The 25,126-nt window shown below is 48.9% G+C and carries 26 protein-coding genes; 6 read left to right on the forward strand and 20 right to left on the reverse strand.

The window, feature by feature from the left end:
* Window positions 1-91: 91 nt before the first annotated feature.
* Window positions 92-517 (reverse strand): hypothetical protein, encoded by a 426-nt coding sequence (locus VN429_RS09710; RefSeq protein ID WP_325632697.1) that lies wholly within the window; start codon window positions 515-517, stop codon window positions 92-94.
* A 107-nt stretch (window positions 518-624) separates the two neighbouring features.
* Window positions 625-1,329 carry a helix-turn-helix domain-containing protein gene (locus tag VN429_RS09715; protein WP_325632702.1) on the reverse strand — a complete coding sequence of 235 codons (705 nt, stop codon included), beginning with the start codon at window positions 1,327-1,329 and terminating at the stop codon, window positions 625-627.
* Between the two features lie 155 nt (window positions 1,330-1,484).
* On the opposite strand from VN429_RS09715, the gene VN429_RS09720 reads away from it, so the two are divergent.
* Entirely contained in the window at window positions 1,485-2,186 is a 702-nt protein-coding gene (locus tag VN429_RS09720; protein WP_325632706.1) for an HAD family hydrolase, read from the forward strand.
* Here the strand turns inward: VN429_RS09720 and VN429_RS09725 are convergent.
* The 6 genes from VN429_RS09725 to VN429_RS09750 all read right to left on the reverse strand — a co-directional run bounded on the left by VN429_RS09725 (window position 2,173) and on the right by VN429_RS09750 (window position 9,825).
* Window positions 2,173-3,543 (reverse strand): sensor histidine kinase, encoded by a 1,371-nt coding sequence (locus tag VN429_RS09725; RefSeq protein WP_325632710.1) that lies wholly within the window; start codon window positions 3,541-3,543, stop codon window positions 2,173-2,175. The two genes, VN429_RS09720 and VN429_RS09725, sit on opposite strands and share 14 nt — an antisense overlap.
* Before the next feature lie 80 nt (window positions 3,544-3,623).
* Window positions 3,624-4,541: a CAP domain-containing protein gene (locus tag VN429_RS09730; protein ID WP_325632714.1), complete on the reverse strand. Its 918-nt coding sequence runs from the start codon at window positions 4,539-4,541 to the stop codon at window positions 3,624-3,626.
* A gap of 58 nt (window positions 4,542-4,599) precedes the next feature.
* Window positions 4,600-5,616, reverse strand: a complete 1,017-nt coding sequence (locus VN429_RS09735) for a hypothetical protein (protein WP_325632716.1) — start codon at window positions 5,614-5,616, stop codon at window positions 4,600-4,602.
* A 191-nt stretch (window positions 5,617-5,807) separates the two neighbouring features.
* Window positions 5,808-7,229, reverse strand: a complete 1,422-nt coding sequence (locus VN429_RS09740) for an aldehyde dehydrogenase family protein (RefSeq protein WP_325632718.1) — start codon at window positions 7,227-7,229, stop codon at window positions 5,808-5,810.
* A gap of 122 nt (window positions 7,230-7,351) precedes the next feature.
* A complete protein-coding gene (gene feoB / locus VN429_RS09745) occupies window positions 7,352-9,202 on the reverse strand; it encodes a ferrous iron transport protein B (protein WP_325632721.1) in 1,851 nt (616 codons plus the stop codon).
* Window positions 9,199-9,825: a metal-dependent transcriptional regulator gene (locus VN429_RS09750; RefSeq protein ID WP_325632723.1), complete on the reverse strand. Its 627-nt coding sequence runs from the start codon at window positions 9,823-9,825 to the stop codon at window positions 9,199-9,201. Before VN429_RS09750 ends, feoB begins: the two co-directional genes overlap by 4 nt.
* Before the next feature lie 164 nt (window positions 9,826-9,989).
* Here VN429_RS09750 and pyk point away from each other — a divergent pair, with 164 nt between their 5' ends.
* Complete coding sequence (gene pyk / locus VN429_RS09755) at window positions 9,990-11,441, forward strand: pyruvate kinase (protein WP_325632727.1); 1,452 nt, start codon at window positions 9,990-9,992, stop codon at window positions 11,439-11,441.
* A 31-nt stretch (window positions 11,442-11,472) separates the two neighbouring features.
* On the opposite strand, the gene VN429_RS09760 is transcribed toward pyk, so the two are convergent.
* Both VN429_RS09760 and VN429_RS09765 read right to left on the reverse strand, forming a co-directional pair.
* Complete coding sequence (locus VN429_RS09760; protein WP_325632730.1) at window positions 11,473-11,685, reverse strand: hypothetical protein; 213 nt, start codon at window positions 11,683-11,685, stop codon at window positions 11,473-11,475.
* A gap of 46 nt (window positions 11,686-11,731) precedes the next feature.
* Window positions 11,732-13,234 carry an MFS transporter gene (locus VN429_RS09765; protein ID WP_325632732.1) on the reverse strand — a complete coding sequence of 501 codons (1,503 nt, stop codon included), beginning with the start codon at window positions 13,232-13,234 and terminating at the stop codon, window positions 11,732-11,734.
* Between the two features lie 49 nt (window positions 13,235-13,283).
* Here VN429_RS09765 and VN429_RS09770 point away from each other — a divergent pair, with 49 nt between their 5' ends.
* The 4 genes from VN429_RS09770 to VN429_RS09785 all read left to right on the forward strand — a co-directional run bounded on the left by VN429_RS09770 (window position 13,284) and on the right by VN429_RS09785 (window position 16,059).
* The gene (locus VN429_RS09770) at window positions 13,284-13,637 is read left to right on the forward strand and encodes a PAS domain-containing protein (RefSeq protein ID WP_325632734.1); all 354 of its coding nucleotides are present in this window, start codon (window positions 13,284-13,286) and stop codon (window positions 13,635-13,637) included.
* Window positions 13,638-13,852: 215 nt separating this feature from the next.
* Window positions 13,853-14,257 (forward strand): pyridoxamine 5'-phosphate oxidase family protein, encoded by a 405-nt coding sequence (locus VN429_RS09775; protein ID WP_325632737.1) that lies wholly within the window; start codon window positions 13,853-13,855, stop codon window positions 14,255-14,257.
* 81 nt (window positions 14,258-14,338) lie between these two features.
* Window positions 14,339-15,073 carry an ABC transporter ATP-binding protein gene (locus VN429_RS09780; protein ID WP_325632739.1) on the forward strand — a complete coding sequence of 245 codons (735 nt, stop codon included), beginning with the start codon at window positions 14,339-14,341 and terminating at the stop codon, window positions 15,071-15,073.
* A gap of 20 nt (window positions 15,074-15,093) precedes the next feature.
* On the forward strand, window positions 15,094-16,059 hold the full coding sequence (locus tag VN429_RS09785; RefSeq protein WP_325632741.1) for an ADP-ribosylglycohydrolase family protein: 966 nt from the start codon (window positions 15,094-15,096) through the stop codon (window positions 16,057-16,059).
* On the opposite strand, the gene VN429_RS09790 is transcribed toward VN429_RS09785, so the two are convergent.
* The 10 genes from VN429_RS09790 to VN429_RS09835 all read right to left on the reverse strand — a co-directional run bounded on the left by VN429_RS09790 (window position 16,046) and on the right by VN429_RS09835 (window position 24,892).
* Window positions 16,046-16,330: an AN1-type zinc finger domain-containing protein gene (locus VN429_RS09790; protein WP_325632743.1), complete on the reverse strand. Its 285-nt coding sequence runs from the start codon at window positions 16,328-16,330 to the stop codon at window positions 16,046-16,048. The genes VN429_RS09785 and VN429_RS09790 overlap by 14 nt on opposite strands.
* Before the next feature lie 28 nt (window positions 16,331-16,358).
* Window positions 16,359-17,360: a DUF1848 domain-containing protein gene (locus VN429_RS09795; RefSeq protein WP_325632746.1), complete on the reverse strand. Its 1,002-nt coding sequence runs from the start codon at window positions 17,358-17,360 to the stop codon at window positions 16,359-16,361.
* Between the two features lie 24 nt (window positions 17,361-17,384).
* A complete protein-coding gene (locus VN429_RS09800) occupies window positions 17,385-17,831 on the reverse strand; it encodes a GNAT family N-acetyltransferase (RefSeq protein WP_325632749.1) in 447 nt (148 codons plus the stop codon).
* A gap of 39 nt (window positions 17,832-17,870) precedes the next feature.
* Window positions 17,871-18,611 (reverse strand): response regulator, encoded by a 741-nt coding sequence (locus tag VN429_RS09805; RefSeq protein WP_325632752.1) that lies wholly within the window; start codon window positions 18,609-18,611, stop codon window positions 17,871-17,873.
* A complete protein-coding gene (locus VN429_RS09810) occupies window positions 18,608-20,920 on the reverse strand; it encodes a histidine kinase dimerization/phosphoacceptor domain -containing protein (RefSeq protein ID WP_325632754.1) in 2,313 nt (770 codons plus the stop codon). The genes VN429_RS09805 and VN429_RS09810 overlap by 4 nt, the downstream gene beginning before the upstream one ends.
* A 149-nt stretch (window positions 20,921-21,069) precedes the next feature.
* On the reverse strand, window positions 21,070-21,951 hold the full coding sequence (locus VN429_RS09815) for a thiamine pyrophosphate-dependent enzyme (RefSeq protein WP_325632756.1): 882 nt from the start codon (window positions 21,949-21,951) through the stop codon (window positions 21,070-21,072).
* Window positions 21,952-23,112 carry a pyruvate ferredoxin oxidoreductase gene (porA, locus tag VN429_RS09820; RefSeq protein ID WP_325632758.1) on the reverse strand — a complete coding sequence of 387 codons (1,161 nt, stop codon included), beginning with the start codon at window positions 23,110-23,112 and terminating at the stop codon, window positions 21,952-21,954.
* On the reverse strand, window positions 23,113-23,370 hold the full coding sequence (locus tag VN429_RS09825; RefSeq protein WP_325632760.1) for a 4Fe-4S binding protein: 258 nt from the start codon (window positions 23,368-23,370) through the stop codon (window positions 23,113-23,115).
* Window positions 23,370-23,912, reverse strand: coding sequence for a pyruvate ferredoxin oxidoreductase subunit gamma (locus VN429_RS09830; protein ID WP_325632762.1), 543 nt, complete (start codon window positions 23,910-23,912; stop codon window positions 23,370-23,372). The genes VN429_RS09825 and VN429_RS09830 overlap by 1 nt, the downstream gene beginning before the upstream one ends.
* Before the next feature lie 131 nt (window positions 23,913-24,043).
* Window positions 24,044-24,892 (reverse strand): ligand-gated ion channel, encoded by an 849-nt coding sequence (locus tag VN429_RS09835; RefSeq protein WP_325632764.1) that lies wholly within the window; start codon window positions 24,890-24,892, stop codon window positions 24,044-24,046.
* Between the last annotated feature and the right edge of the window lie 234 nt (window positions 24,893-25,126).

Genomic DNA, 25,126 nt, shown 5'->3' on the forward strand with positions numbered 1-25,126 from the left:
GTGTAAAGGCGGTGTCATAACCAACTAGACCACAGGCCCTGCCTCATTATGTTGAGAGTATACAGATTTAAACCCGTTGGTTATAAACCCATCAATTCAGCCCGTGGGTAACATGAACATCAAAAAGCCCTCGGGCTGAAAACATCTCATGATTATCGATTTTCTTACCCTGATTATCAAAACTCACGTCAAAATTCGTCTGAACAAAACCCCGGCCCATGAGACTCTGGGATGCATCACGCTTGAGACCCGCAGATAGGAGAGCGCTGTCATCAGTACTACTAACTGATGCAGAATTCTCTGATTTCTGAGATAACGCCGTGATATCAGGAGTAGGGGTTGCCACCGGAGATGCTGGATGCTCTTCCTCGACCATATCCATCAGCATAAGGCGGTATTTGGTTGGAATTATCATCGTTGGAGAATGCTGCTCAGATGATGCATAAACAGGCACCACCAGTAAAGCAAAGAAAAAAACCAAAAGCCCAAAAAGAATAACCCATCCGCTGATTCGCATGCTGACCCCCGGTAATATTCTGGCAGGGCCCGGGTTGACCCCCATCAACACCCGGCATGCCACGGTATACAGTACTTATTTCCTTGAGAAAAAAACTCTCTGTTTTATCACCCGGACTGGGCAAGATAATTCAGAAGATCCTGACCACGGAAGAGCGTGGATCTGCCAATCTTCTGAAATCCTATCCGCTGCTCCTTCACATACTTCCTGATGGTGGTAATAGAGAGATGTAGGAGAGCTGCAGCCTCGGTCTGCGAGTACACCTGCTCCGGGTTAATTCTTCCAATGGAATTGGTATCAATTGAGGTCATCACCGGCGGTATTGGTTTTCTCATCTTGACGAGGGCATCATCAGACACCGACCCTGCGAGCGGCGTGTCACAATCAATAACTGCAGCCAGAGAATTTGAAGCTGGAGAAAGGGTTGCCTGAAGAGCTCCAGATTCAGGAGTGACATACTGGGGAGCAATGCGGGATATCCCTGCATTATATTCGAGAGCTGACAGCCGCCTCTGGAGATCAGCAAAGAGCAGATCGTGAGCAGCCACCCTGGACTCTAATTGAGAAACTGATCCTTCCCCGGCCGCATCGGTCAGTTGCACCAGATCAGGTAAGAGAGAAGATCCAACCGAAGACGTTGTCGTCCAGTCAGAACCGGCATGAAACGCCCTGCAGAATGATCCAAGCACGTCACGTACAAGGACAGATAATGTCATCTCACGTGACTCGGCAATCCCCAGCAGATCGTTGATCAGATCTTTATCAAGAGAAACGGTGACATCTTCGCGTATTACAACCGGACCATCCTGCATATTGACACCATCAGATAAACAATACCAATAATCTCTATTGCTTACTTAATCAATGAACCGCTACCACGAAGAACTAACCTGACATAATAATCCCGAAACAGAGCCCCGGACTCTCAATAACCCTATGGTGAAACAGAGCAGATATCTATGTACTCATGGATGCATACAGATCTCCCCTTCCCGGAGCAATTCTCTTCGATCTCGACAATACGCTGTGTACATTCGTGGATGCAAAACAGGCAGCCTGCAACGCCGTTGTAGAACTGACAGGGGCAGGATCAGGAGAAGATCTCTTCTCATACTTCCTCAGACCCAAATACAACTTTGAGGACCACGCTCATATCACGGATTATCTAAATGACATCCACGTGTACTCAGAGGAACTGGCAGAAAAAGCCGGAAAAGTGTACGATGAGGTGAAACTCGATACCATCGCCCTGTATCCTGGCGTTGAGGAGACACTTGATGCCCTCATGGAAGCCGGAGTTAAAATAGCTGTGGTTACCGACGCATTCAGTTCTCATGCAGAAGAGAGAATGCACAAACTCGGCATAGATTCCTACTTCCCAGTGCTTGTAACCCCAGACAGATCAGGGCAGAGAAAACCCAACCATGCATCCTTTGTTCTGGCAATGAAGCAACTTGATGCAACACCGTCAGAAACCTGGGTCGTTGGTGACTCACTGAGAAGGGAAGTAATCCCAGGACTAGAACTCGGATTGACTACTGTGTTTGCACGGTACGGGGACTGGATACAAATAGAGATGCCGGAAGTAAAACCACATCATATCCTGGATCAGTTCAGTGATCTTCTGAACCTGCCAGGACTCAGCCACATGAAACTCAGGCAGGGGTAAGGCGATACCCGTCACGAGGCACAAGAATCTCAAACCGTGTACCCTGGCCGGCAATCCCTGTCTCCCTGATCTGAATACCGGTGATATCAAGAATAGTGGTTGCCATATAGAGGCCATGACCGAAACAATTCTGACCAGATCTTGAAAAGATTCGTTCCTTTTCTGTATCAGCAATACCGGGCCCGTTGTCTTCTATAATCAGAGTGAGAATATCATCAGTGATAGTATAGCTGAATTTTATCATCACCTGATCACCCCCAAGATCAAGACTGTTTGAGACGATCTCAAACATTACCTGCTCCAGCATCCGGTCAGCATATATTGAGAGCCCTTCAAGAGACCTCTCTGATCTGATCCGCCCTGCAAATTCGTGCCTGGAGAGAACCTTGTACACCACAGCATCTACATCAATGAAATCAGGCGGGTATAGACCGATCCCCTGATAATCTCGTGTAAGATTAACCAGAGATTGGATGTTTGCAACAATACCCTGCTCTTTGGATATCAGTAGCTGTGCATCCTCGCCCTCAACAATATCTGATAGGATATCAAGGTACCCAATCAATCCTGTCAGCTGGTTCATGATATCATGCCTGATAATCCCGTTAAGCAGATTGAGCTTGGCATTTGCACCCCTGGCTGCCTGTTCTGCCCTGACAATTGTATCCATCTCCCTCGTTGAAGCCATCATTACGCCAAAGGTGCCATCTGATCTGAAGGTTGACGTGAAGACCGATTCAACCCAGCGGTAATCACCCAGATTATTTTTGAGCCGGTATCGAATCCGGCATACCTCAGGACCTGACAACAGTGGCCCGCAGCAGGACTGCATCCGTAGGAGATCCTCGGGATGGATATAACTCATGAGTGAAGTCCCGTTCAGTTCACTCGGACGGAGCCCAAATAGCGAGAACGACGACGGTGTTGCAGAACCAAAGATAAAATCCCGATCATGCCGTGATATCACATCAGGAGTATCTCCATGCCCGAGATGAATCGATTCAGATCCCCCAGCCGGTGAGACCAGACCACCCCATATCACGGAGATTGAATTATCAGACAAGCGGGTCAGAATAATCCTGATATCCTTCCCTTCCTGCCCGGTTGGAACATATCCGGATATGATTTCACCTGGATCAGAAGCCTCGCTGACAAGACCCATGATAACGTCTACTGCCTGACGGGATACGAGAATATCGAGAGACTGTGGATGGGATGTAGAGGGGTTTTCCAAACCAGGAGTTATCCCGATGACCAAAAGCGCTCCTGAATCATCAGAACGAATCCTGTAGATGGTACCTGCAGGAGGCAGATCAACTGGCCGGAAGGATGGTTTGCAGAGCATGTATCTACTCATGCCTGATCACAATCTGCCAAAATGAAAGACTCTCTCCTGCCTGGTCCGGTCATATTCATGGTGTAAGTTATACCCCCTGATTAATAAAATTCCTGAGATGCGTACCAGTATTCGCCGTTATAACTCAGCCCAACTCCAATCCGGCTCGCAAGGGGGTCCAGAATGTTGGCACGGTGCCCTGGGCTTTTTATCCAGCCTGTCATGATCCCTTTGGCTATGGATTCTGGATCGGTGGGATTCACATACCCGTATCCGGCAACATCACCAGTACCGATATACGCAATATTTTCTGCAACACCGATCCTCTCTCCTCCTTTTATCTCTTTCACAGCCTTGTACCCGGCTGCTGCTGCCCGGTCAGACTGATCATGCCCGTCAGGGTCGGTGTGGCTGAAGAACTTCTGGGCAACCATCCGATCAGAGTAATTTACCGCAAGTCTGGCAAGATCATCATCCCAGACAAGAGGAGATACATTGTTTGCCGCTCTGAAATTGTTGGTCATTGAAAAGATGATCTGTGCCGTTTCGTTGCGAAGGACACCGGTATCAGGAAGTGTCCGTGACTGTACCTTCACAGGAGCAGTCAGGAGTGCTGTGTTGTCAAGGAGATGCTTCTCATCTCCCTCATGATCCTCAACATAGGCAAACAGGCGGTAACTGCCTGGTGAAACCGATAACGGCATGGTATCAAGAGAGGAGAGCTGGACAGACGCTCCAGGTGCAAGTGGATCGCCGGTTGTAACCTGAATATACGTATCATTCTTGGTGAGGTGGTCATCGGTTGAGAGATAAAATCCAACAGATATGAGACCTGACGTTGCATTGCCGTGGTTTTCAACCGTAACATTGATCGGGTACGGATACCCGGGATATGCAGTCAGGGGAGCAGATATTTTTGATACCGTAAGATCAGACCAGGGAGATATTATTGCAGTCGTGCATGCAGGAATGAAGATGAATACAAGGAGGAGATAACAGGACAGGCAGGACACTCGCATATGTGATCAGTACTGTTGCAACCAGGTATTTAGATGGTTTCTGATCCTGAAAAAAGAGTTATTTCTTTGCTGGTTTCTTTGGCTCTTCGGGTTCGAGATCCACAAACTCAATATCGCCAAAGTCCTCATCGCCACTAGACAGATCGCTCTCCATCATATCAGGCTCAAGAGAAAGGGTATCATCAAGATCGGGAAGGCCAGCATCGGAAATGCCACCGTCTAACTCTACAGAGAGGTCTTCTGCCGGGGCTGATGACGGATCTTCATCCATGACAAGGAGATCATCACCAGAGAGATCCATCATCGAATCATCTCCCATGATGTCAGACTCTCCAATTTCAGAGTCCAGATCTCCATCAAACCCGGGAAGATCACCAGCTGATCCAGACTCAACAGGTGACTCTGGTATGTCAGAAGAAACAGTCATACCGTCATCAGCGAGAAGACCTGAGTTATCATCGCCAAAGTCTGGTGACATCTCTTCCCCACCACCGAACTCATCCATCTCCCCGAAATCGTCATCAAGACCGGGAAGGTCACCTGCTTCATCTACAGATTCTCCAGATCCAAAGTCATCAGGAAGTGGGAGGTCTCCAAGATCACTGCTATTAGCACTGGTAACTGGCTGAACCGGAGAAGCTGCAGGAGAAACAACCATTTTGGCTGCTGCAGCCTTGGCAGCGGCAGCTGAAACCGGAGCTTCAGAGGCTACAGGACGAGCAGGCCTGAGTGGTTCAGGGGCGGGAAGCCCATCCTCTCGTCTTCGTTCTGTAACATAAGCAGTGATCCGCTCTCTGACCGGGAGACCAGATCTCGGAGATTTATACGGTGGAGGAGTGGCGCCATGTGTGCCTGGCTTACCCTTCTTCTTCTCTTCCTTTCTTGTATTGATATAAGGGATGACAAAAGTGAAGAGAACAAATGCTACTGCGGCGACCCAGATTGCAAAATATACAGAGACTAGAATCCCCTTTAACTCTACCTTAAACCCAGAGGTCACAATATTGAACAGGAGCAGGATCGCAAGGGTAACTCCGAATACGATCGCGATAATGCTATTTCTCTCCAGCTTCATACGACCCCGGATTTTTATTTATGGCTGACTGAAACCGATCTTCATCTCATCATAGTGATCTGATACCGGAAACAAACGTATGCTGATAGTAGGTTGTACAATCCCGGCATTTATGTTCTCTGATCGGAGCTTCGGCCAGTCGGAGGGGTGAGCAGCCGACTTATAGAGGATTAGATGATAATTCTCCGCAATCAGGGATCCCGGATAATCATCATTCTGGTATCTGTCATCTCCTCGATTGCATACCTGGGCCCTTCTCTTCCACAGCCGGATCGCTTCACCCCGCCATACGGCATGATGTCAACTCTGAAGGTCGGGATATCTCCGATTACCACGGTGCCGACCTTAAGGTGAGAGAACGCATACCTGGCTCTTAAGAGATCGCGTGTGAACACACCTGCCTGAAGTCCGTATACTGAGTCATTTACTTCTGCCACTGCTTGTTCGAAGGTGTCATATGGAGTGACTGTAATAATTGGTGCAAAAACCTCTCTGCAGTTCACCTCCATTCCTGCCTTTGTTCCGGTAAGGATTGTAGGCTGGAGCAATGCCCCGGAGAGGCTGCCTCCCTTTACAAGCGTTGCTCCTCCGCTGCAGGCATCCTGGATTCGTTTCAGGGCATGTTCAGCAGCTTCTTTTGAGATCATGGAGCCTACATCAGTTTTGGGATCAGATGGATCTCCGACAACCAGGGCATCGGTCAGTTCACTCAGCCGGGATAAAAGGGGTTCGAATAATGGCCGATGCACAAAGACACGCTGAACCGAGATGCAGACCTGTCCGGCCTGTGAAAATCCTCCTTCTATGATCCGGAATGCAACACGGGAGAGGTCACAATCCTCATGGACAATAACGGCACCATTTCCGCCAAGCTCAAGGGTCACCTTTGCGTATGTGGCACGGGATCGCAGGTGCCATCCAACATCAGGCGAACCGGTAAAAGAGAGGCACCCGATTCGTTGATCTGCTGCCAGCATTTCGGCTTCATCTGGCCTGCAAATAAGAACACTCACTGCAGCCGGGGGATATCCGGCCTCAACTAGCAGTCTGCCAAGCAGGAGGGATGAGAGTGGGGTTGCAGATGCTGGCTTTAATATGATGGCATTGCCAGAGGCGACTGCTGGTCCGAGTTTGTGGCATGCCAGGTTCAACGGAAAGTTAAACGGAGTGATGCCGAGAACAACTCCTACGGGAAACCGCTGAACAATTCCAACGCAACCCTCGCCAGGCAGTGTCCGGTCAAGAGGAATCACTTCGCCGCATATTCGGACTGCCTCTTCAGCTGATATCAGAATCGTCTCAATGGCCCGGGCAGTCTCTCCTTCAGCATTCCGGCGTGGTTTTCCTCCCTCTGCTATGAGGAGAGTGATAAACTCCTCACGATGAGCAGACATCAGGTCTGCAAGCCTGCGAAGGACTGCAGCGCGCTGATGAGCTGCAAGATCTGCTGTTTCAGCTGAACCCGCTGTTGCCGCCTGCAGGGCATCTTCAATATCTGCAGCACGAGAGCGGGATACCTGACCGACAGCCTCTCCTGAAAACGGATTTACAACCAGGTACCGGTCATCACTCCTCCGCTCAACTCCGCCTACAATGCATGCCCAGTCATCCATGCTCAGAGTGGGAAAGAAGATCTCTTATCTTCACCGCTCAGCTTTCCCTATTCTGCAGGGCCCCTGAACTACGGAGTTTGGGGGCCGCTGACTGCAATAGATCAGATACCTTATCAGATACGTCAGACAAAAGCCAGATGCAGAACTGCTCCGGCTCCAAGACCCAGAACAAGAGTGTAACATGCGATAAGCAACGCTGTCTTCCATCCCATCTCCCGGGAAAGAACAGCAATCGTTGAGATACATGGGACAAAAAGGGTGCTGACAAGAGCGAAGATATAGAGCTGAAGCGATGTCAGAACTGACGGCAGGTTCGCTGTGCCTGCAAGGACAATAAGGGTCTCAAAGGCCATCTCTTTGCGAAGAATTCCAAAGAGCAATGCTGTTGAGGCAAAGCCCGGAAGACCGAGCACATTCTCCATAAAAGGAGCGACTGCATTCTGAAAGAGGGCTGTGATCCCGTAAAATCCGGCCAGCCCGAGAATGACGCTGCTGACCATCAGAAGAGGCATTGCGATGACCAGAAATTCCCTGATATGAAGCCATGATCTGGTAATCACCTGGGGAAGGCGTGGAGTGCGGAGCGGAGGAAGTTCCAAAACCATACCTAGAGGGTTTCCCGGAGTTATTCTCGAGAGAATGACACCGGTTACAACAATCAGAACAAGGACGATGAAATAGAGAGAGAGGGCAGCGGCGATGCCGATGAAGGCTGCAACGATTCCTGCAATGATGACAGTTCTGGCAGAGCACGGCACCATCGTTATCAGAACGGCAGCGATTGTCCGCTCCCTACGTGTCCCAAGCTGTCGGATGCCCATGATGGCAGGTACATTGCATCCAAGGCCAAGAACCATCGGAATGATCGCCTGACCATGGAGACCGAACCGGTGCATCACACGATCGGCAAGAAACGCAATCCGGGTCATGTATCCTGAATCCTCGACTAGCGAGATCAGCAGGTAGAACGTGAAGACATACGGGAAGGCAACTCCGAGACCAGCCTGGATTGCTATCGCAAGTGATAAGAGCACCTCTGATATCAGGGGATCAAAACCTGCAGTTTTTATTGGGCTTACGATCAGGAACTCAAAAATATCAACGATGATCTCTTCGAGGTATGATCCAATAACAAAGACGATCGTCAGCATCGAGGCCAGAAAGACAATCATAATCGGAACACCGGGAAAGATACGGGTCAGATATTGATCGGGATCTGAAAACAGTCCGGGGGTATTTCTGGTCACTACCTCTGCAGCGATCCGGGAGGCTGCATGGTGCCGGTTGGCAGCTATCAGCTGATGAACAGACATCCGGTGCTCATCTATTATCTCAGGAACTATTGTCGTTGCAGCCTCCATCAACACCGGATCAGTTCCAAACCCCTGGAGGGCTAAAAGGGCCTCTGCACGGCTGGTCCCGGCAAGCCGCTCAAGACTCCGGACAGCTGCTTCGATATGAAGGTCATACTGGACTGGATATGTCCCGGCCCTGGCATGACTGGTTGCCAGTGGTATTATCTGATCGATGTTACGCCCAAGAGATGCAGCGGTTGGAATCACCGGCACGCCGATCAGGGACGAGAGGCGACCGATATCTATCGTGATTCCGGCTTTGGCAGCCTCATCAATAATATTGAGAACCACAACCACCGGCAGGTCAAATTCTATCAGCTGGAGAAGAAGGTACAGGTTTCGTTCCAGGTGGGTTGCGTCGAGAATGAGAGCATACACATCAAATACCCTGTTTACTACAGTATCTCTGACGAGCTCTTCTTCAGAGTTCACCCCGTCAAGCGAGTAAATCCCTGGGAGATCAACAACCTCGATCTGCGTCCGGTTATGGCAGACTGTTCCGGTACAGAGATCAACCGTAGTTCCGGGATAATTGCTTATCTCAACGCCCACTCCGGTGAGTTGAGAGAAGATAAGCGACTTTCCTACATTCGGATTTCCAATAAGCCCTATCTTCATCTGCAGATCCCAACAAGAATCAGTCGTGCAATATCAGCACTGATGGCTACATTGCAGCCTTTCACCTGTATCAATACGGTTTTAGCCATACGGCGAAGAACAACCACCTCTTCTCCAGGTATGAGCCCGAGATCGGCAAGCCGTCCTGCACGCCTGCATTCTTTCATCGCCTCAATACAGACCCGCTCACCTTCATTACAATCTGCAAGCATGCGAAATGAAGTCTCATCCACCTTTACCGATTCCGGAGTGGGCGAATCTTTACAGATAAAGCGGTTGAGACGGCGAATGGTCTCTTCAGATGCGTGATGTTCAAGAGTGCAAGCCTGCTTGTGGGCGGCGCTCCGGTCCATGCCGAGCATCTCTTCAAAAAAAGTCTCAAGCACCTTATGCTTCTTCATTACTACTTCAGCTGCTGCAGCACCCGAGGCAGTTAAACACACAAAACCGTCAGCATCAGCCACAACTTCCCCTGATGCTGCAGTCTCGCGTAAGAGCTCCTGAACGTCAGATATACTCCGCTGTAAAAAACCGGCTATCTCTGCAGCGTCAGGTTTTCTTCCATTCCTCGACTCCAGACGGGAGACTGCAAGAAGGAGATCTTCACGCTCTGCCGGATCCATGGATCATGGTTATCGTTGCCGGTTTTTATAGTGCATTGCATGACTGACAGGAATAATAAGAACGAAATGAATTTTTCTTGGATTTTACCAGAGTGACATACCTGAAAGCAGACAATCAGGGGTCGACTGATTCGAACTATATAGAAAGACGAGGATGTACTGGTATGATGAGCGGGATACATACAGGTACCGACACTCCGCCAGGCCCCGGTGTCAGGTTGACCCGGATCATCGCCACTATCGGGCCAGCTTCTGCCGATATCGAAACGATCAGCGAAATGATCCGCGCCGGGATGGATATTGCCAGACTTAATCTCTCACATGGCTCTCTGGAGCAACATCAGGAGACCATGGCTATGATAAGACACGTGGCCAGGGATTTTGGCAGGCAGGTTGCGGTCATGATTGATATTCCCGGTCCAAAACTCAGGGTACGATCTCTTCCGGGACCAGACGGAACTTTTTCCCTTCATGAGGAGGTTATCCTCTCTGCAGACCCTCACAATGACGAGATTGGAATCGGGCCGGCTGCATACATCCCAATGGTGTGTGAAGGAGACGCAATTCTTCTTGCTGATGGCGCTGTGCTTCTCAGGGTCACTAGTGCCAGTGAGAAAATACTAGCAGAGGTGGTATCAGGCGGCTCTATTCGGATCGGTGCCGGAGTAGTCATTCCAGGCCGCAGACCTGATATCCCATATGCCAACGACGAACTTGTAAAGAACCTCTCATTTGCTGCTGAGCTCAATCCCGACTTTATCGCACTATCGTTTGTGGGCTCAGCTGCCGATATCACCGTTGTCCGCTCAATCCTCTCAGAAAAACAGGCACATATCCCGCTAATAGCAAAGGTAGAGACAAAATATGCTGTAGACCTCTTTGATGAGATTCTAGCAGCATCAGATGGTATCATGGTGGCAAGGGGCGATCTAGGCGTTGAACTTCCGATTGCCTGTGTGCCCTATGTCCAGAAAGAGATCATCAGGTCCTGCAATAAGGCAGGAAAGCCAGTTATCACCGCAACTGAGATGCTTGAGTCTATGGTTGAGCATGGGAGGCCGACCAGGGCAGAGGTCACCGATGTTGCCAATGCAATTGCAGACGGAACCGATGCAACCATGCTCTCTGCAGAGACATCAATTGGTAAAGACCCGGCACGGGTAGTCAGGATGATGGCAGAGATAGCATGCGAGACAGAGCGGCATCTTCCATATCGTGCAATTCTGGATGAGAGAAGGCTCTGGCATGAGACCGGACCCTCCGGAATCATCAGTTACAGTGCATGTTACCTGGCAAACGAACTGGAGAGCAGGGCCATTGTGGCATTTACCAGATCAGGAATCACCGCAGAGAGGGTGTCACGCTGTAGGCCGGGAAATCCCATCCTTGCAATCACCCCGGACGAACAGATCGCGAGACGGCTTCTCATACGCTGGGGTGTTATCCCCTGTATTCATACACCGATCCACACTGCAGATGAACTCTTTTTCATCGCACTTGAACTGGCAAAAGAGAAAGAACTGATCACTTCAGGAGACCGGCTGATTATTATTGCTGGAAACTTTGCAGGAGTCCAGGGCAGAACCAATATGATCAAGGTCCAGAACGTACCCTGATTCCTGGCTTAAGACACAGGTTTTGAAAACCTTAATCAAAGAGCGGATCGCGAAACTTTCCAGACAGGCCTGAAGAGGCCATCTTTTCTTTTGCCCTTGAAGCACTTGAAGCAGGTTTCATTCCGCTGATTGCTGCAGGAATCAGGGCCAGTGCACACATCCCATTTTCAGTTGACCAGATAGCACATGGAGCAGTAATGCAGGGCTTCTTGTCAAACGGGCAGAGTTTCTCAGAAGAAGACATGGTATCTGATCTTGTCTGCACACCTTATGCAGACTCTGTTGCCTCATCAGGGAACTCTGGTATTTGCCGGCCCAGAGTTCCTTTCCGGCCTGGTTTTGATCAGTGCAGAACAAAAGAGGATCATCAGGCTAAAGATGAGGGCAACACCGTGCAGGTGTGTAAACGTGAAAGAGGCAGGTTCAGACCAGACCGATCCGTTCCTCATCGAAGATACCGTAGCTTCTGCAAGAACCACCCCGGTGATCACCGGACCGACCATTGCACCGATTGTCTGAACACTCTGAACAAGCCCGGTTGCCTCTGCTGTACGGGAGGGGGGAAAGAAACTGATGTATGCGATAATGCATGCAGTGGTTGTGACTGACATCCCTGCAGAAAAGAGCATCCAGACAACGGCAAGAATCGGCAGAGAGGGTATACCTGCCATAAGGAAACCAGACGCAAGCAGCAGAAGAACTGATCCAATGATACATGCCGGACGGACACCTCGTGAAAGGACCAGCCTACCTGTGAGCGGACCTGAGATCATATCAGAGAGTGTGCCTGGCATCAGGACCAGACCGACAAATCCTGCACTCAGCCCGAGACCGGTTGAGGACTGAATCAGAAACGGCATCTCCTGAAGAAGCATCATAAACAAAAACAGAGTTAGCGTTCCAATTCCAAGCAGGAGTAGGGCAGGACGTTTCGCAGCCATCCTGATATCAACCAGGGGTCTTTTGATCCGAAGTTCAATACGCAAAAACACCAGGGCCAGGCAAAAAGCCAGTGTCCCACAGATTATACGAAGTACTTCCTGTCCTGAATCAGGAAGAGAAAGAGAGACGAGGCCAAGAAAAAGGGCAGAAAGAAGGGTGATAAAACCCCCCCAGTCCAGGCCCTGGGTTTCTATCTTCTCAGGCATTTCAGGTCGTGAACCTGGTATGAACCTGATAGTGAGAAGAATCAGAAATAATGCAGCAGGAATCAGGGCCAGATATGTCGTCCGCCACGAGAAGAGTTCGGTCATGAACGAACCGATGATGACACCGACAAACATGCCGGCACCATACATAGCGCTCAATATACCGATCCCAACATCAGATTCACGTTCAGGTAGGTTGTCCCTGACAAGAGCATAGGCAAGAGGAAAACATGCAATCCCAATCCCCTGCATTGCCCGGGAGAAAAGAAGAACTACAATATTATCTGCGACAAGCCCGAGAAAGAGGCCGAGAATATAGATGAAAAGACAGAGGAGAAGGAGCTTGCGCCTGCCAAACCGGTCTCCTGCAGTTCCGATAAACGGTGCTCCTGCTGCGCCGACGAGCAGAACCATGGGAAGGACCCATGAATTAAAAACACCTGGTACAGCAAAATCATGGGATATCTGGGGAAGGGCAGCAGTGAGCATTGCTTCGCCTGACATTACAATCAGAACGATCAATGCCAGAACAGGGACAAGAAAGACTCTCCGGTGATAGGGAAGCATGCTTGGCCCATCCTGTAAGGCAGATGCTTCAGACAAACCGTGATCCAGTCCATAAGGCTTTACCCTTCTTATCCCCATTTCTCTGTATAATGATTGCTCTCGGAAGGTAAGCCTTCTGAATGATATTATGAACCGGCAGGACACAAAAATTACCGCAATGGCTTTTCGGTGCAGGGCAGATGCTGCACTTGGATTCGAGAATGTCGACGAGGGATCCAAACGGGTTTCAGGGTATACTCATACCGACCTGGTTGAGGCCGGGCAAGTCTGCCTGCCAGACCTGATTCAGCAGGGAGAACGTGATCATGTCAGACAACAGATACAGGATGGAATCAACAGGCAGGGATCATTTGCTGTTCAATTCAGCATGCTCACCAAGGATAAAACTGTTGTTGAAGGAATACTGATCGGTAAGGGAATTTTTTCTACGCCTCTGATAATGACCGGAATCGAAGGGTACATCATCAGAATGCAGGAGTAAAACATCAGGAAGGAGAGGAGTTGCGACATGTCATAGACAGCAGGACACATGACATACCCATCAGGGAACTGTAACTTCTCAATTGACCGAGGCGCTAGGATCTGTAGGATCTGTATCATCTCACAAGACCAATAAGGGCATCACTATCGCCCACTTTTTTCCAGACTGCCTGAATCCGAAGATTAATGAGATCCCGAAGGCATCATGTTATTACTATGGTTGTACTCACTCCTGAAATCAGAGAGGCATTCTCGGCACTGAAGGTCTTTCCACTCGCAACTGCTTCAAAGGATGGCATTCCGAATGTTGCTCCAATGGGATCAGTCTTCCTCATAGATCCTGAGACGATCTGGATCGGTGACAATTTCATGCACAAAAGCCTGAAAAATGTACTTGAAAACCCGAAGGCTGCCATTTACCTTTATGGAGCAGGTGCAAAAGGATGCTACCAGATAAAAGCAGATGTGACAGTAAAAACATCAGGACCAGAGCATGCCCGGCTGACAGAGATGATTCATGAGAAAAAACCAGGTCTCCCTGCAAAATCCCTCCTCATCCTCAAGATCACAGGCGTTTTTGAATGTATGCCCGGAACTGACGCAGGCAAGCAACTGCAATAATCTGCTGAAGATAGAAAAATTCACGTTTCATCTGACAACAATCAAATGGCCTGAAGAGTGAAATCTATAAGAGAACCGTCTATGCTAGAGTTACAGGATCTGTATGTTGCGATAGGGGACCGTGAGATTCTTCATGGGATAAATCTGCACATCGAGCAAGGGGAAACCCATGTGCTCATGGGACCAAACGGTTCTGGAAAATCAACCCTCCTGATGGCTATTATGGGCTTTGATGCCTACAAGGTGACCAGTGGAAAGATCTTCATGAACGGGGTTGATGTGACAGACAAGCCGGTTCATGAACGGGCGAGACTCGGTATGGGGATCATGTTCCAGCGCCCACCTACAATATCAGGTCTGAAGCTTGGAAAGATGCTGAATGTAATCAACCCGGATAAAGACCGGGATATCCAGCCTGCCATCATCCGGATGAACATGGTGGACTTTCTTGAACGTGACATCAACCAGGGATTCTCAGGTGGTGAAATCAAACGGAGTGAGATCCTCCAGATGATGGTTCAGGATCCATCGTTTGTCATGCTTGACGAACCTGAGAGTGGTGTGGATCTTGAGAATATTCACCTCATGGGCGAGTCCATTGCATTCCTTCTCCAGAAACACCAGCGGTTTGCAAACCGCAAAAACAGCGGCCTTGTCATCACCCATACCGGATATATCATGGATTATCTTGATGTGGACAAAGGCCATGTGATGATAAACGGCGAATTCAAATGTCATGGTAACCCCCGCGATATCCTGAAACTGATCAAGGAGAAAGGATACAACGAGTGCCTGCGCTGTGACAAGATTGTATAATCTCCTTTTTTTGGGTTACAATGAACCCTGATCATTCTGACTCACAAGAAAAACTGACAGACTTCAGCCCTGGTGCACGACTTCTTGTGGGCATGGCTATCGGCGACGCATTTGGGGCGGGGTTTGAGAATAAAAACCGCTTTGAAATAACCCTTCCTGGTGACCCACTCTCATGCCAGGTTACTGACAGGTACACCGATGACACCCAGATGGCAATCGGAGTAGCAGAACTCCTTGTATCTGAAAAACCCTTCACAGAAGAGAATCTGGCTGAAAGCTTGCTTGCTGTATACAGACGTGATCCGCGTCCCGGATATTCACCTGTCACAACACGGATGCTTCAGGATTCAAAGAATGGATCTGAGTTTCTGCACAGTCTTTCTGAAGATGAGAGACGAGAGAGGAAGAGTGATGGGGCTGCCATGCGGGCACTGCCCATCGGATTTATCCCGGACCAGAATGAGGTTATCAGGTGTGCAACGCTCAGTGCCCGGATCACGCATGGTCATCCTGATGCCATTGCCGCAACGGTTGGAATAGCACTCATTTGTTATGAACGGTATCATCTGGGGAGAGATTTTCCTGAAATCATGCAGAACCTCCCAGGGAAGATACCCAGTCTTACTCCTCAGGGAAAAGAATACCTGAGAACAATCATAGATTCAGGATGGAGTCCCGAGATCATTCTCTGTGAGCATGCCGGATACGGGGTTCCGTACACAGAATCCCTGATTCTTCTTGGTGCTGTGATCTCCATTCTTCACAATTATGGAGATAACCCCTGCCGGGTACTTCGTGAATCAATATTGCTCGGAGGGGATACTGATACAACCGCTGCGATAACTCTCGGAGCAGCACTAATCCACACGGAAAAAAACCTACCGGTCAGTCTGATGACCTGTCTTGAGAGTGATCCTTACGGAAAGGAATTCCTGGTCCGGCTCGGTAGTCAACTGGACCAAAGATTCCCAACTACAATACCCTAAAGAGGAGAAGGAACACGATGATCAGGGCAAGCATAAGCATACCACCAGCCACAAGACCTTTTTGATCAGTCAGAACCCCGGAGCCGGCCGTTTGTTTTGCCACTTTTTTTGTTGAGGGTTTAGAGTTTCGCCACTCTTCAATATTCGGGCAGGCATGGTTAAAGGGAAGCCTGTGTGCAGGGCAGAAGGTCCCACGACAATAGGTGCAGGTAAAAGCAGAACCGCCAGAGACTTCGGTTCCACAGAACTCACATTCCACCATCTGATCCATAATGCGGGTTTCACTCAGATAAAGATGATCAGAACTCAGGCACAATAGACTCAGGGATGATACCCTGGTTTATGGCCTGCCGGTGAAGGAGATATCGTCCGGCAACCATCTCATCGCTCCAGTTTGCATAACAGTACCTGCACTGATGCAGACAGGTTGAATACTCGCCAACATCCTTGGAGACGATACAGGTACAGTGAGCCCGCTGTCCGGTATCCTTTCGGGCATCCCGGTCAAGCCAACCTATGAACTCAGAATCATTCGATGCAATTCTGCGAAAGATCCGGTCATCAACACAGCGTCCGGGAACAATTCCATACCTACTGAGATCAAGTTCCTGGCAGCAGGCCATAACCAGAACGCCATACTTCTTTGCACACTGCTCAAGCAAACCTGCAACCTGCAGTTTTTCATCAAGTAAAAATTCCCTTACATCAGTCAATCCATACTGCTTCATATTCCTCATCACCCCCTGGTACCTGAGATCAATGTAACTGAAGACCATCCGCTCGCAGTATGGCCCAAGTAGTGAAAAAAGGCGCTTAATGCGTTCCTGAAGAGTAGAGAGAGTAAGAATATCAGAGAGAAGGAGGGGATCGAACCGCCAGACAACCCGCTCCTTTCCGAGTCGGCTACTCAGATCCTGAAAGTCCTGAACCCGTTTCTCTAAAAGAGGAACCCGGAGTTCATATCCAAGACCTTCGTAATTGTTCAGGGTGACCTGAGCGTACCAGTGTATACCGAGATCATCAATCTCGTCAGCCCTTGCAAGCAGAGAACCCGGATCCTTTGTCCAGAAAACCGCAGCCCTGGTCTTATCAAAGAGAACCCGCTGCCTCCGGTTCTGCTTGTATGGATTCTTCCAGATGATGGAACCTTCATGGAACCGGTGTAAAAACCAGTCCATGTAAAATCCTGGTATATCCGTGGCCCTGCTCACCGAGATGATGACCGGGTGAATGTTAGTGACGACTATACTTGAAGAAGGACTGGCAGGTGTACCCCCAAGTGTTACCTGCTGGTCACCCATAACACGGACTCCTGGCAGCCAATCCTACCGCTCATACCGCATCGGGGTATACCGGTTCATCCGTGCAAACCCAAATCTGCGGTAGAAGTATTCGGTTTCAGGTTCAGAAATTGTACCTATCCAGTCGATCCCACTCTCTTTACAGATCATAACAAGGCATTTGACGATGGCAGAACCAATTCCATGCCCCTCCCATTCAGGAAGTACCACAATATCCTGCATATATGCATCAGATACACCATCTGATATGAGCCGCCCCATCCCAATCCATCTCCCATCAGATGCAACTGCTGCAACAAAGGCAAAACTTTTCTGAACGATCGCAGAGAGGATAGCCTCATCCCATGAGTCATCCCACCAGTCTCCTGTCTCATATAGGTCACGCATATCCCCGGGTCTGGCAGAAGTGACCTTTGTGACTGTAACGATGCCATCCGGAGTAGATATTTCAAGAGCAGATATTGTTGCCATATATAGAATTGACGTTTAGAATGCACACCGAATTGATAATCAGCAGACAGGAGGGATAGCCAGCAGGTACCCCTGAATCCTCCCTTCCTCACCTGCAATAAAACCGGCTTCAATATTGACTTTCTTTATTGTTCCCCCCTGACTTCTGACCGCAACATTGTATGGAAGAATGGAACCCTCTGAACCTGAAGGTACACCCGGTACGGGAGTATCAGTACAGATCCAGGTAGTAATCCGGGTACCACAAAGGTCATTCTGGTGAGTCTCAAAGAGATCACATGCCTTCTGGTTTGCTTTGATGATGATACCACGCGGACTGATAACCAGAGCACTAACGTCAGAGAGATGGGCCAGATCAGACTGAACCTCACGAACGATCCGGTCAGGACGGATTCGCTGTCTGATCTCATGTTTGTGAAGGGCAAGCTCGATTGAGGAGTAAAGTTCCCGGTCTTTAAAGGGTTTGATCAGGTACCCTGACGGGCTGACAGCTATCGCACGTTCAAGGGTTGCTTCATCTGAGTGGGCAGTGAGAAAGATTACCGGAAGGTCAAAGCGGTCACTAACCTGGCAGGCTGCTTCGATGCCATCCATACTCCCTTTCAGCCTGATATCCATCAGGATAAGATCGGGGTCACTCTCTTCCACAAGTCTGAGCGCATCAATGCCGGTGATAGCCTGACCCGCCACTACATAACCAAGACGTTTCAGCGTAGCGGCTATCTCCAGAGAGATGACCATCTCATCCTCAACGATAAGAATTTTCTTCCCTTTTGTCATGATGGTGTTTCATCTCCAACTTCGATCTTTGGATACGGGATCGTTAACGTGCAAATGGTGCCATGATCGCTCTTCCAGGCAACCTTCCCGTCAAGCTGGAAAGCCAACCCGCGAATCAGTTCAATGCCAAGAGTAGAGGAATTCTCAATGGAAAATCCCTCTGGGAGACCATGACCGGTATCTGCAACAGTGATAACCAGCGACTCCTTTATTCGCTGTAATACAACGTTTATTTCCCCGGTTTCAGTCTGATCAAAAGCGTATTTCATGCTATTTGTTATAAGTTCATTCAGGATCAGACCAAGTGGAATCCCGGTCCCGATATCCACAAGAACCGGGTTGTCAGACTGCAGGGCGAAGGATACACGATCCTCCCCACAATCAAACTCGTGCATCACCCTGTCTGCAAGATCCGTGATGTACTCATCAAGCCTTATCGAGGTCAGTTCATCAGTCTGATACAACTTTTCATGGATAACAGCCATGGAGTATATCCGGCTCCGGCAGTCCCTGATAATCTCATGGACCTTTGGGTCTTCTACCTTAAAATCCTGGAGCTTGAGTAGACTGATGATGATCTGCATGTTGTTCTTTACCCGGTGATGAATCTCACGCAGAAGGGTCTCTTTTTCACGCAGTGAGAGCAGCATGTTGCGCTTAAGACGCTCTTCACCAGTACGGATCTTTGCCTCCGCCTCTATCCTCTCGGTTATGTCGCGGGCGACTGAAAGGAGGACGGCTCGACCCTCCATCACTATCCGGTGCGTTACAAGATCAACCGGGATAGGAAATCCATCACGTTTAAGAAGACAGGTCTGATCAGCTGCCCGTCCGGCTGTAGCCGCATTCTCACAATGGGAAAGAATCCTGGAGTACTCATGTTCACGCGGAGAAAAGGATGAAAGAGGCCGGAATAATACATGTTCACGGTCAAGCTCCAGTGTTTCGCAGACAGAGTCGTTGATCTCAATGATCTCTGATCCTTCAGTGGGAATCCTGTGGAGGAACACAAGGTCACGGATATTGCTGAAGAGACTTCTGAAACGTTTCTCACTCTCAGCGAGGGCCTTTCTGGCACGGTGCTGATCAGAAACATCCATAATGTTTCCAAACAGGCAGTCAGAACTATTTCCCGATAGCGTGGTCAGGTACACCTCAAGACAGATAGTACTGCCGTCTTTCTTCACCCCTGCTGTTTCAAAATGTTTGTATGGTATCTTTTTGTTACTGATATCCCTGACAATACTAACAAACTCGGCGCGACTCTTAGGATGAATCATAATGAGAGGATCCACAATATTGTGGATCTCCTCACGTGAATACCCGAACATTTGACATACCTTGGGATTGGTGTACAAAAACCGGGATTTATCCTCAATAAAGACACCAACCAGTGATTCTTCAACCGGATTTCTGAAGATCTCCTCGATGTACATCCGGTAACGTGCAGAGCCAATGACGCGGGCAGCCATCCTAAGTGCACTTACCTCCTCAGGGCTGAAGACCCGATCAACACTCTGATCAGTGATACCAAGAACGCCCCACCAATCACGGGCAAGAAATATCGGTATCAGAAGAATGGTACTAGAGATGCCATGAGAAGAAAGAATAGGATCAAAGAGATCTTGTATCTCCTGATTTGCTTCAAGTAAATGTGCCCTCTGTGGTTCCTGCCACCAGGCATGAATCAGATCAAATAACCGGGTATTACCCGGGTCAGGACTACGCTGCCAGATAACCGGGTCAACAACGGCTCCTGACATTTCATCACCTTTCCCTGCAACAAAGATTGATGAAGCATTTGTGGCATGACCCAGGCGCCCGAGAACTTCTTCGATATCCTCCTGCCAGCCACTTCCCCGGAGCAGCCGTTCTGCAGCGTGACTTATGGCTGCAAGAATTTCTCCTTTCTTCTGTGCTGCATCCTCTGCCATGTGCCTTTCAGAAAGAACACGTACCTTATGGGAGAGATCAAGGACCTGGACCTCGAAGTCATCAGCCTTGTTCTGATAGAAATCAGCACCTGCATTCAGGGCATCTATTGCGGTATCTTTACTGTCATCTCCGGTAAGCATAATGAACGGGAGCCGGGGATAGATCTCTCTGATCTGTCTGAGCAGGTCAATCCCATTCATTTCAGGCATATCATAATCAGATATCACCGCCATTACCGGGTGACTCTTCAGATATGTGAGGGCCTCTTCACCACTATAACAGGTAAATACAGAAAATTCTCCAGACTCTTCAAGATATATCTGAAAAAGTGTACAGAGTTCTTTATTATCGTCGATGAAGAGTACCGGTATCATCTCTCTCCTGGTTCAACCTTGCTGGATCTGAATTAATCCCACCAGAGGGGAACATCTTTGCATCATATTAACCTAGAAGTTCATCCTCATAACATCTCTGATCAGAAGCACAGGAAACAAAAAAAGGGTTGAGCCGGTATTGTGGCTATTTACAGATCAATTCCGTACTTTTCAGCATTTGCGTCAGCGATAGCCTGGATCTTTGCGATCTCAACATCGTTACGCTGGGGTTTGAAGAGATGGGCAAACCGTTTCTGTGATTTCAGGTATTCATCAACAGGTTTCCGCTTGATCTTCTTGGCCTTCTCGACCTTCCCATTTACCATCTCGTAGTTGACCCAGAGTCCACACTCAATTGCCATCTTTGCTAGTTCGACGGTCTTAGCTCCATCAAAACCCCAGCCAGTACAACACGGGGTGTGGATCTGAATGTAACAGGGTCCCTCGGTCTGTACAGCACGGTCAACCTTCTTGATGACATCGTTCGGGTATGCTATCGAACAGGTTGCCACATATGGTGATCCATGGGCTGCGAGAATCTGGGGAAGATCCTTCTTGGGCCGGTTGTTTCCGGTTGAGCGTTTTCCCGCCGGAGAGGTGGTGGTAGAAGCATCATAGGGTGTTGCACCAGAACGCTGAATCCCGGTGTTCATGTAGGCTTCGTTATCGTAGCAGATGTATGTGATATTGTGGCCACGCTCAAATGCACCGCTGATGCACTGAATACCTATATCAAAGGTAGCTCCGTCACCGCAGATACAGAGGACATTTTCTTTTCGTCCCTGTTTCTTTAACGCGGACTCAATCCCAGATGCCACTGCTGCAGCATTCTCAAAGAGGGAGTGGATCCAGGGAACCTTCCAGGCAGTCTGCGGGTATGGGGTGGAGAACACTTCCATGCATCCGGTAGATGCACAGACGATAGACTCTTGACCTGACCCTTTTAGAATCAGGCGGGCAGCAAATGCCGGACCACAGCCACCGCATGCACGATGTCCACAGTCAACAAGTTCACAGGTCTTGTCTGCCATTCAGATCAACTCCTCACGAAGGCCAAAGAAGCAATCTCCTCTTCCTGCTTCAATCTCTCCGACCATCTTTTTAATATCCGCTTTGGTAATATCCCTGCCACCAAGTCCGGCAACATAACTGAGCACAGACACTGATGAGTCATTGATTGCATCCTTGACTTCGTACCCGACAGCACCTTTCATCCGGGCACCGATTGAGAGGTTCTTCTCAAAGACACCCACCTTTTTGATCCCTGAAAGTGCCTTTTTAACATCTTCTGCCGGGAATGGTCTGAGCGCAATAAGTCTGAGAAGACCAACCTTCTTGCCTTCAGCTCTCATCTCATCAATAGCATCCTTGATGGTTCCACTAATAGATCCAAGTGCCACAATCGCTACTTCAGCATCCTCAAGTTTGTATGCCTCAACAAGATTGCTATAATCCCGTCCAAACTTCTGGCCAAACTCCTTGCCAACTCTTCTGATGACATCTGCAGACCTGACCATTGCCTGGTCTATCTCATATCTGAATTCCATGTAGTATTCAGGCGTTGCATACATGCCCATGCTAATTGGATTCTTTGCATCAAGCATGTTATACGGCTTGTATGGAGGGAGGAAGGCATCTACTTCAGCCTGGGTTGGCATGTCCACCGGCTCATAGGTATGTGAGAGTATGAACCCGTCAAAGCAGATAAAAACCGGAAGAAGAACTTCATGGTCTTCTGCAACCTTGTACGCGATATAGTGGAAATCATGGATTTCCTGTGCATCCTCGGCGTAGAGTTGAATCCATCCACAATCACGAAGTGCAATAGAGTCCTGTTGATCGTTCCAGATTGAGAGTGGTGCTCCTACTGCACGGTTTGCGATAGACATGACGATAGGCTGACGCATTCCGGCCACATTGAAACAGACTTCGGTCATGAGGAGCAGACCTTGTGAAGAGGTTGCAGAGTATACTCGTGAACCTGCTGCTGATGCACCAAGACATGCAGACAGGGCAGAGAACTCACTCTCTACACAGATGTATTCACTGTCCAGTTCTCCGTCGGCAACCATCTCGGCGAGCCGCTCCACGATATGAGTCTGAGGGGTGATTGGATAGGCAGAAACCACATCAGGTCTGCAGAGCTTTGCTGCCTCAGCGGCTGCGTGCGACCCTTCAAGAATTCCCTTCATCTACTTCTCCTCCTTGATCATCGTAATCGCACTTACAGGACATTCTGCTGCACAAAGACCACAGCCTTTACAGAAGTCATAATCTGGTTGAAACTTTTTATCTTGAGGATGAACACAGCCTTCAGGGCAGACCAGCTGGCACATACTACAACCGGTACATTTCTCGTGATCATAGACAGGCTTGAACACCCTCCATGAACCGGTCTTGTTCTCCTGAGCCTGGCCGGGTGCTGCTGCACACCCGATACGAAGAGCCATCAGGCACCTCCCTTGATCAGATCAAAGGCTGCCCGCGCAGCATTCACATTCTTATCGGCCAGAGACCCGGAGAAACGTTCACGTACTGCCTCTTCAAGGGCATCAAGTGAAATTTCCCCACTTAACGCTGCAAATGCACCCATGAGGGTGGTATTGGTTATTGGAACACCAAGAATCTCTAGTGCCATCTTGGTTGCATCAATCTGGATCAGCTTCACACCAGCCGGTACCGGAGAATCAAGACCCTTCTCTGTGTTTATGAGGACGATACCGCCCTCTTTCATCCCTGAGAAGACATTCACATCCTTGATGAGGGTACTGTCCTGTACAATGACATAATCAGGTTCGTAGATCTGGCTCCGGAGCCTGATCTTATCATCTGAGAACCTGACAAATGCCTGGACCGGAGCTCCGCGTCTCTCGACACCGAAAGCCGGGAATGCCTGGGAGTAGACGCCACTTTTGAAGGCCGCTACCGCGATCAGTTCGGCAGCCGTGACCGAGCCCTGACCACCTCTTCCGTGTATTCGTAGTTCTCTCAAGAGAAATCCCGAGTATATTTTACACGATTAATCATATAAAACCCAGTCACTCAGGTACAGACACCCAGTAAAAACGCTAAATTTGAATTTAAAAGATTATAGAGGCCTTGTTTATTAACAGAAACCAGATATTAGGATGTTAAAGTGCGAAGGGTATAAAAAAGCCAGAGATAATTCAGCAGACAGAAGGCCGGGATAAACAATATCGATATGCGGTGCACTAGATCAGCCTGAGCTCCCTTGCCACTGTCTGTGAAATGTATTTGGAGGATTCCTGAGATCAGCACCATTATCAGGGTCGCATATGTGATGACCATAAAAATGTCAAGAAAAACTCCGTACGACAGGTTTGGGATCTCACTGACAACACGCCAGTGAATCAGTACGGCTGCCAGGAACATAGAAGAATTCAGGCTCAGGCGGGAGGTCACCTTCATCAGTAATGAAAAGAGGGAGACGAGGACGATGAGAAAGATGGGCAGAAAGAATTTCAGTACAGTAGAGAGGGCCTCTCTTTTCATCGTAAAATTAAAGACGGCCCGGGAGTATGCCTCTCCATCTCCCGGAAAGATCTGGTTATCAACCTCTGAGCTAATATTCACAAATGACCAGCCATCTATCTTTTCAGACGGGTCAATACCTGTTTTTATGGCATCAATGGCTAAAATTGCTTCATTTTCATAGAGATCCTTCGGTTCTATCTCAATCCTGATGGTCTCATAATCAAACGGATAATTCTGGAGAGTGAGATCAGTACTCACGGTTGCGTGTACCCGGTAGTATTTGTCGTTGGGCGTGTTGTGAGTTAGATCTGCTGTTATTATATCTCCATTCATCAGTTCGATATCATTAATGGTGATCGGTATGTCGGATTTCAAGTGAAGATAAAAATCGACCTCGCAGGTCCCTTCCTGTATGTTAAACTGCTTGAAATCACCCACATAGACACCTACAGTGATTACCGCAGGAGGCCCGGACACGTTAATTGTCGGATCAGATACTGCATCGGATACCTGGGGACCGAGTGTCAGCACGAGGAGAAGGAGAGAGAAAGATAATACGATATTTTTCAGCCTAACTTTGCCACTAACAAGAAATAAATGTGTCCTTAGTGATGTTTGAATCGGTCAAAATGCAAACAAAACTAAGAACTAATGAACTTGAGCCAAATGAAAATATATCCTTTCCTATCGGTACCATCTTTCTCGTTGATA

Source organism: Methanospirillum sp. (assembly GCF_035560735.1).
Classification (GTDB): Archaea; Halobacteriota; Methanomicrobia; order Methanomicrobiales; family Methanospirillaceae; genus Methanospirillum.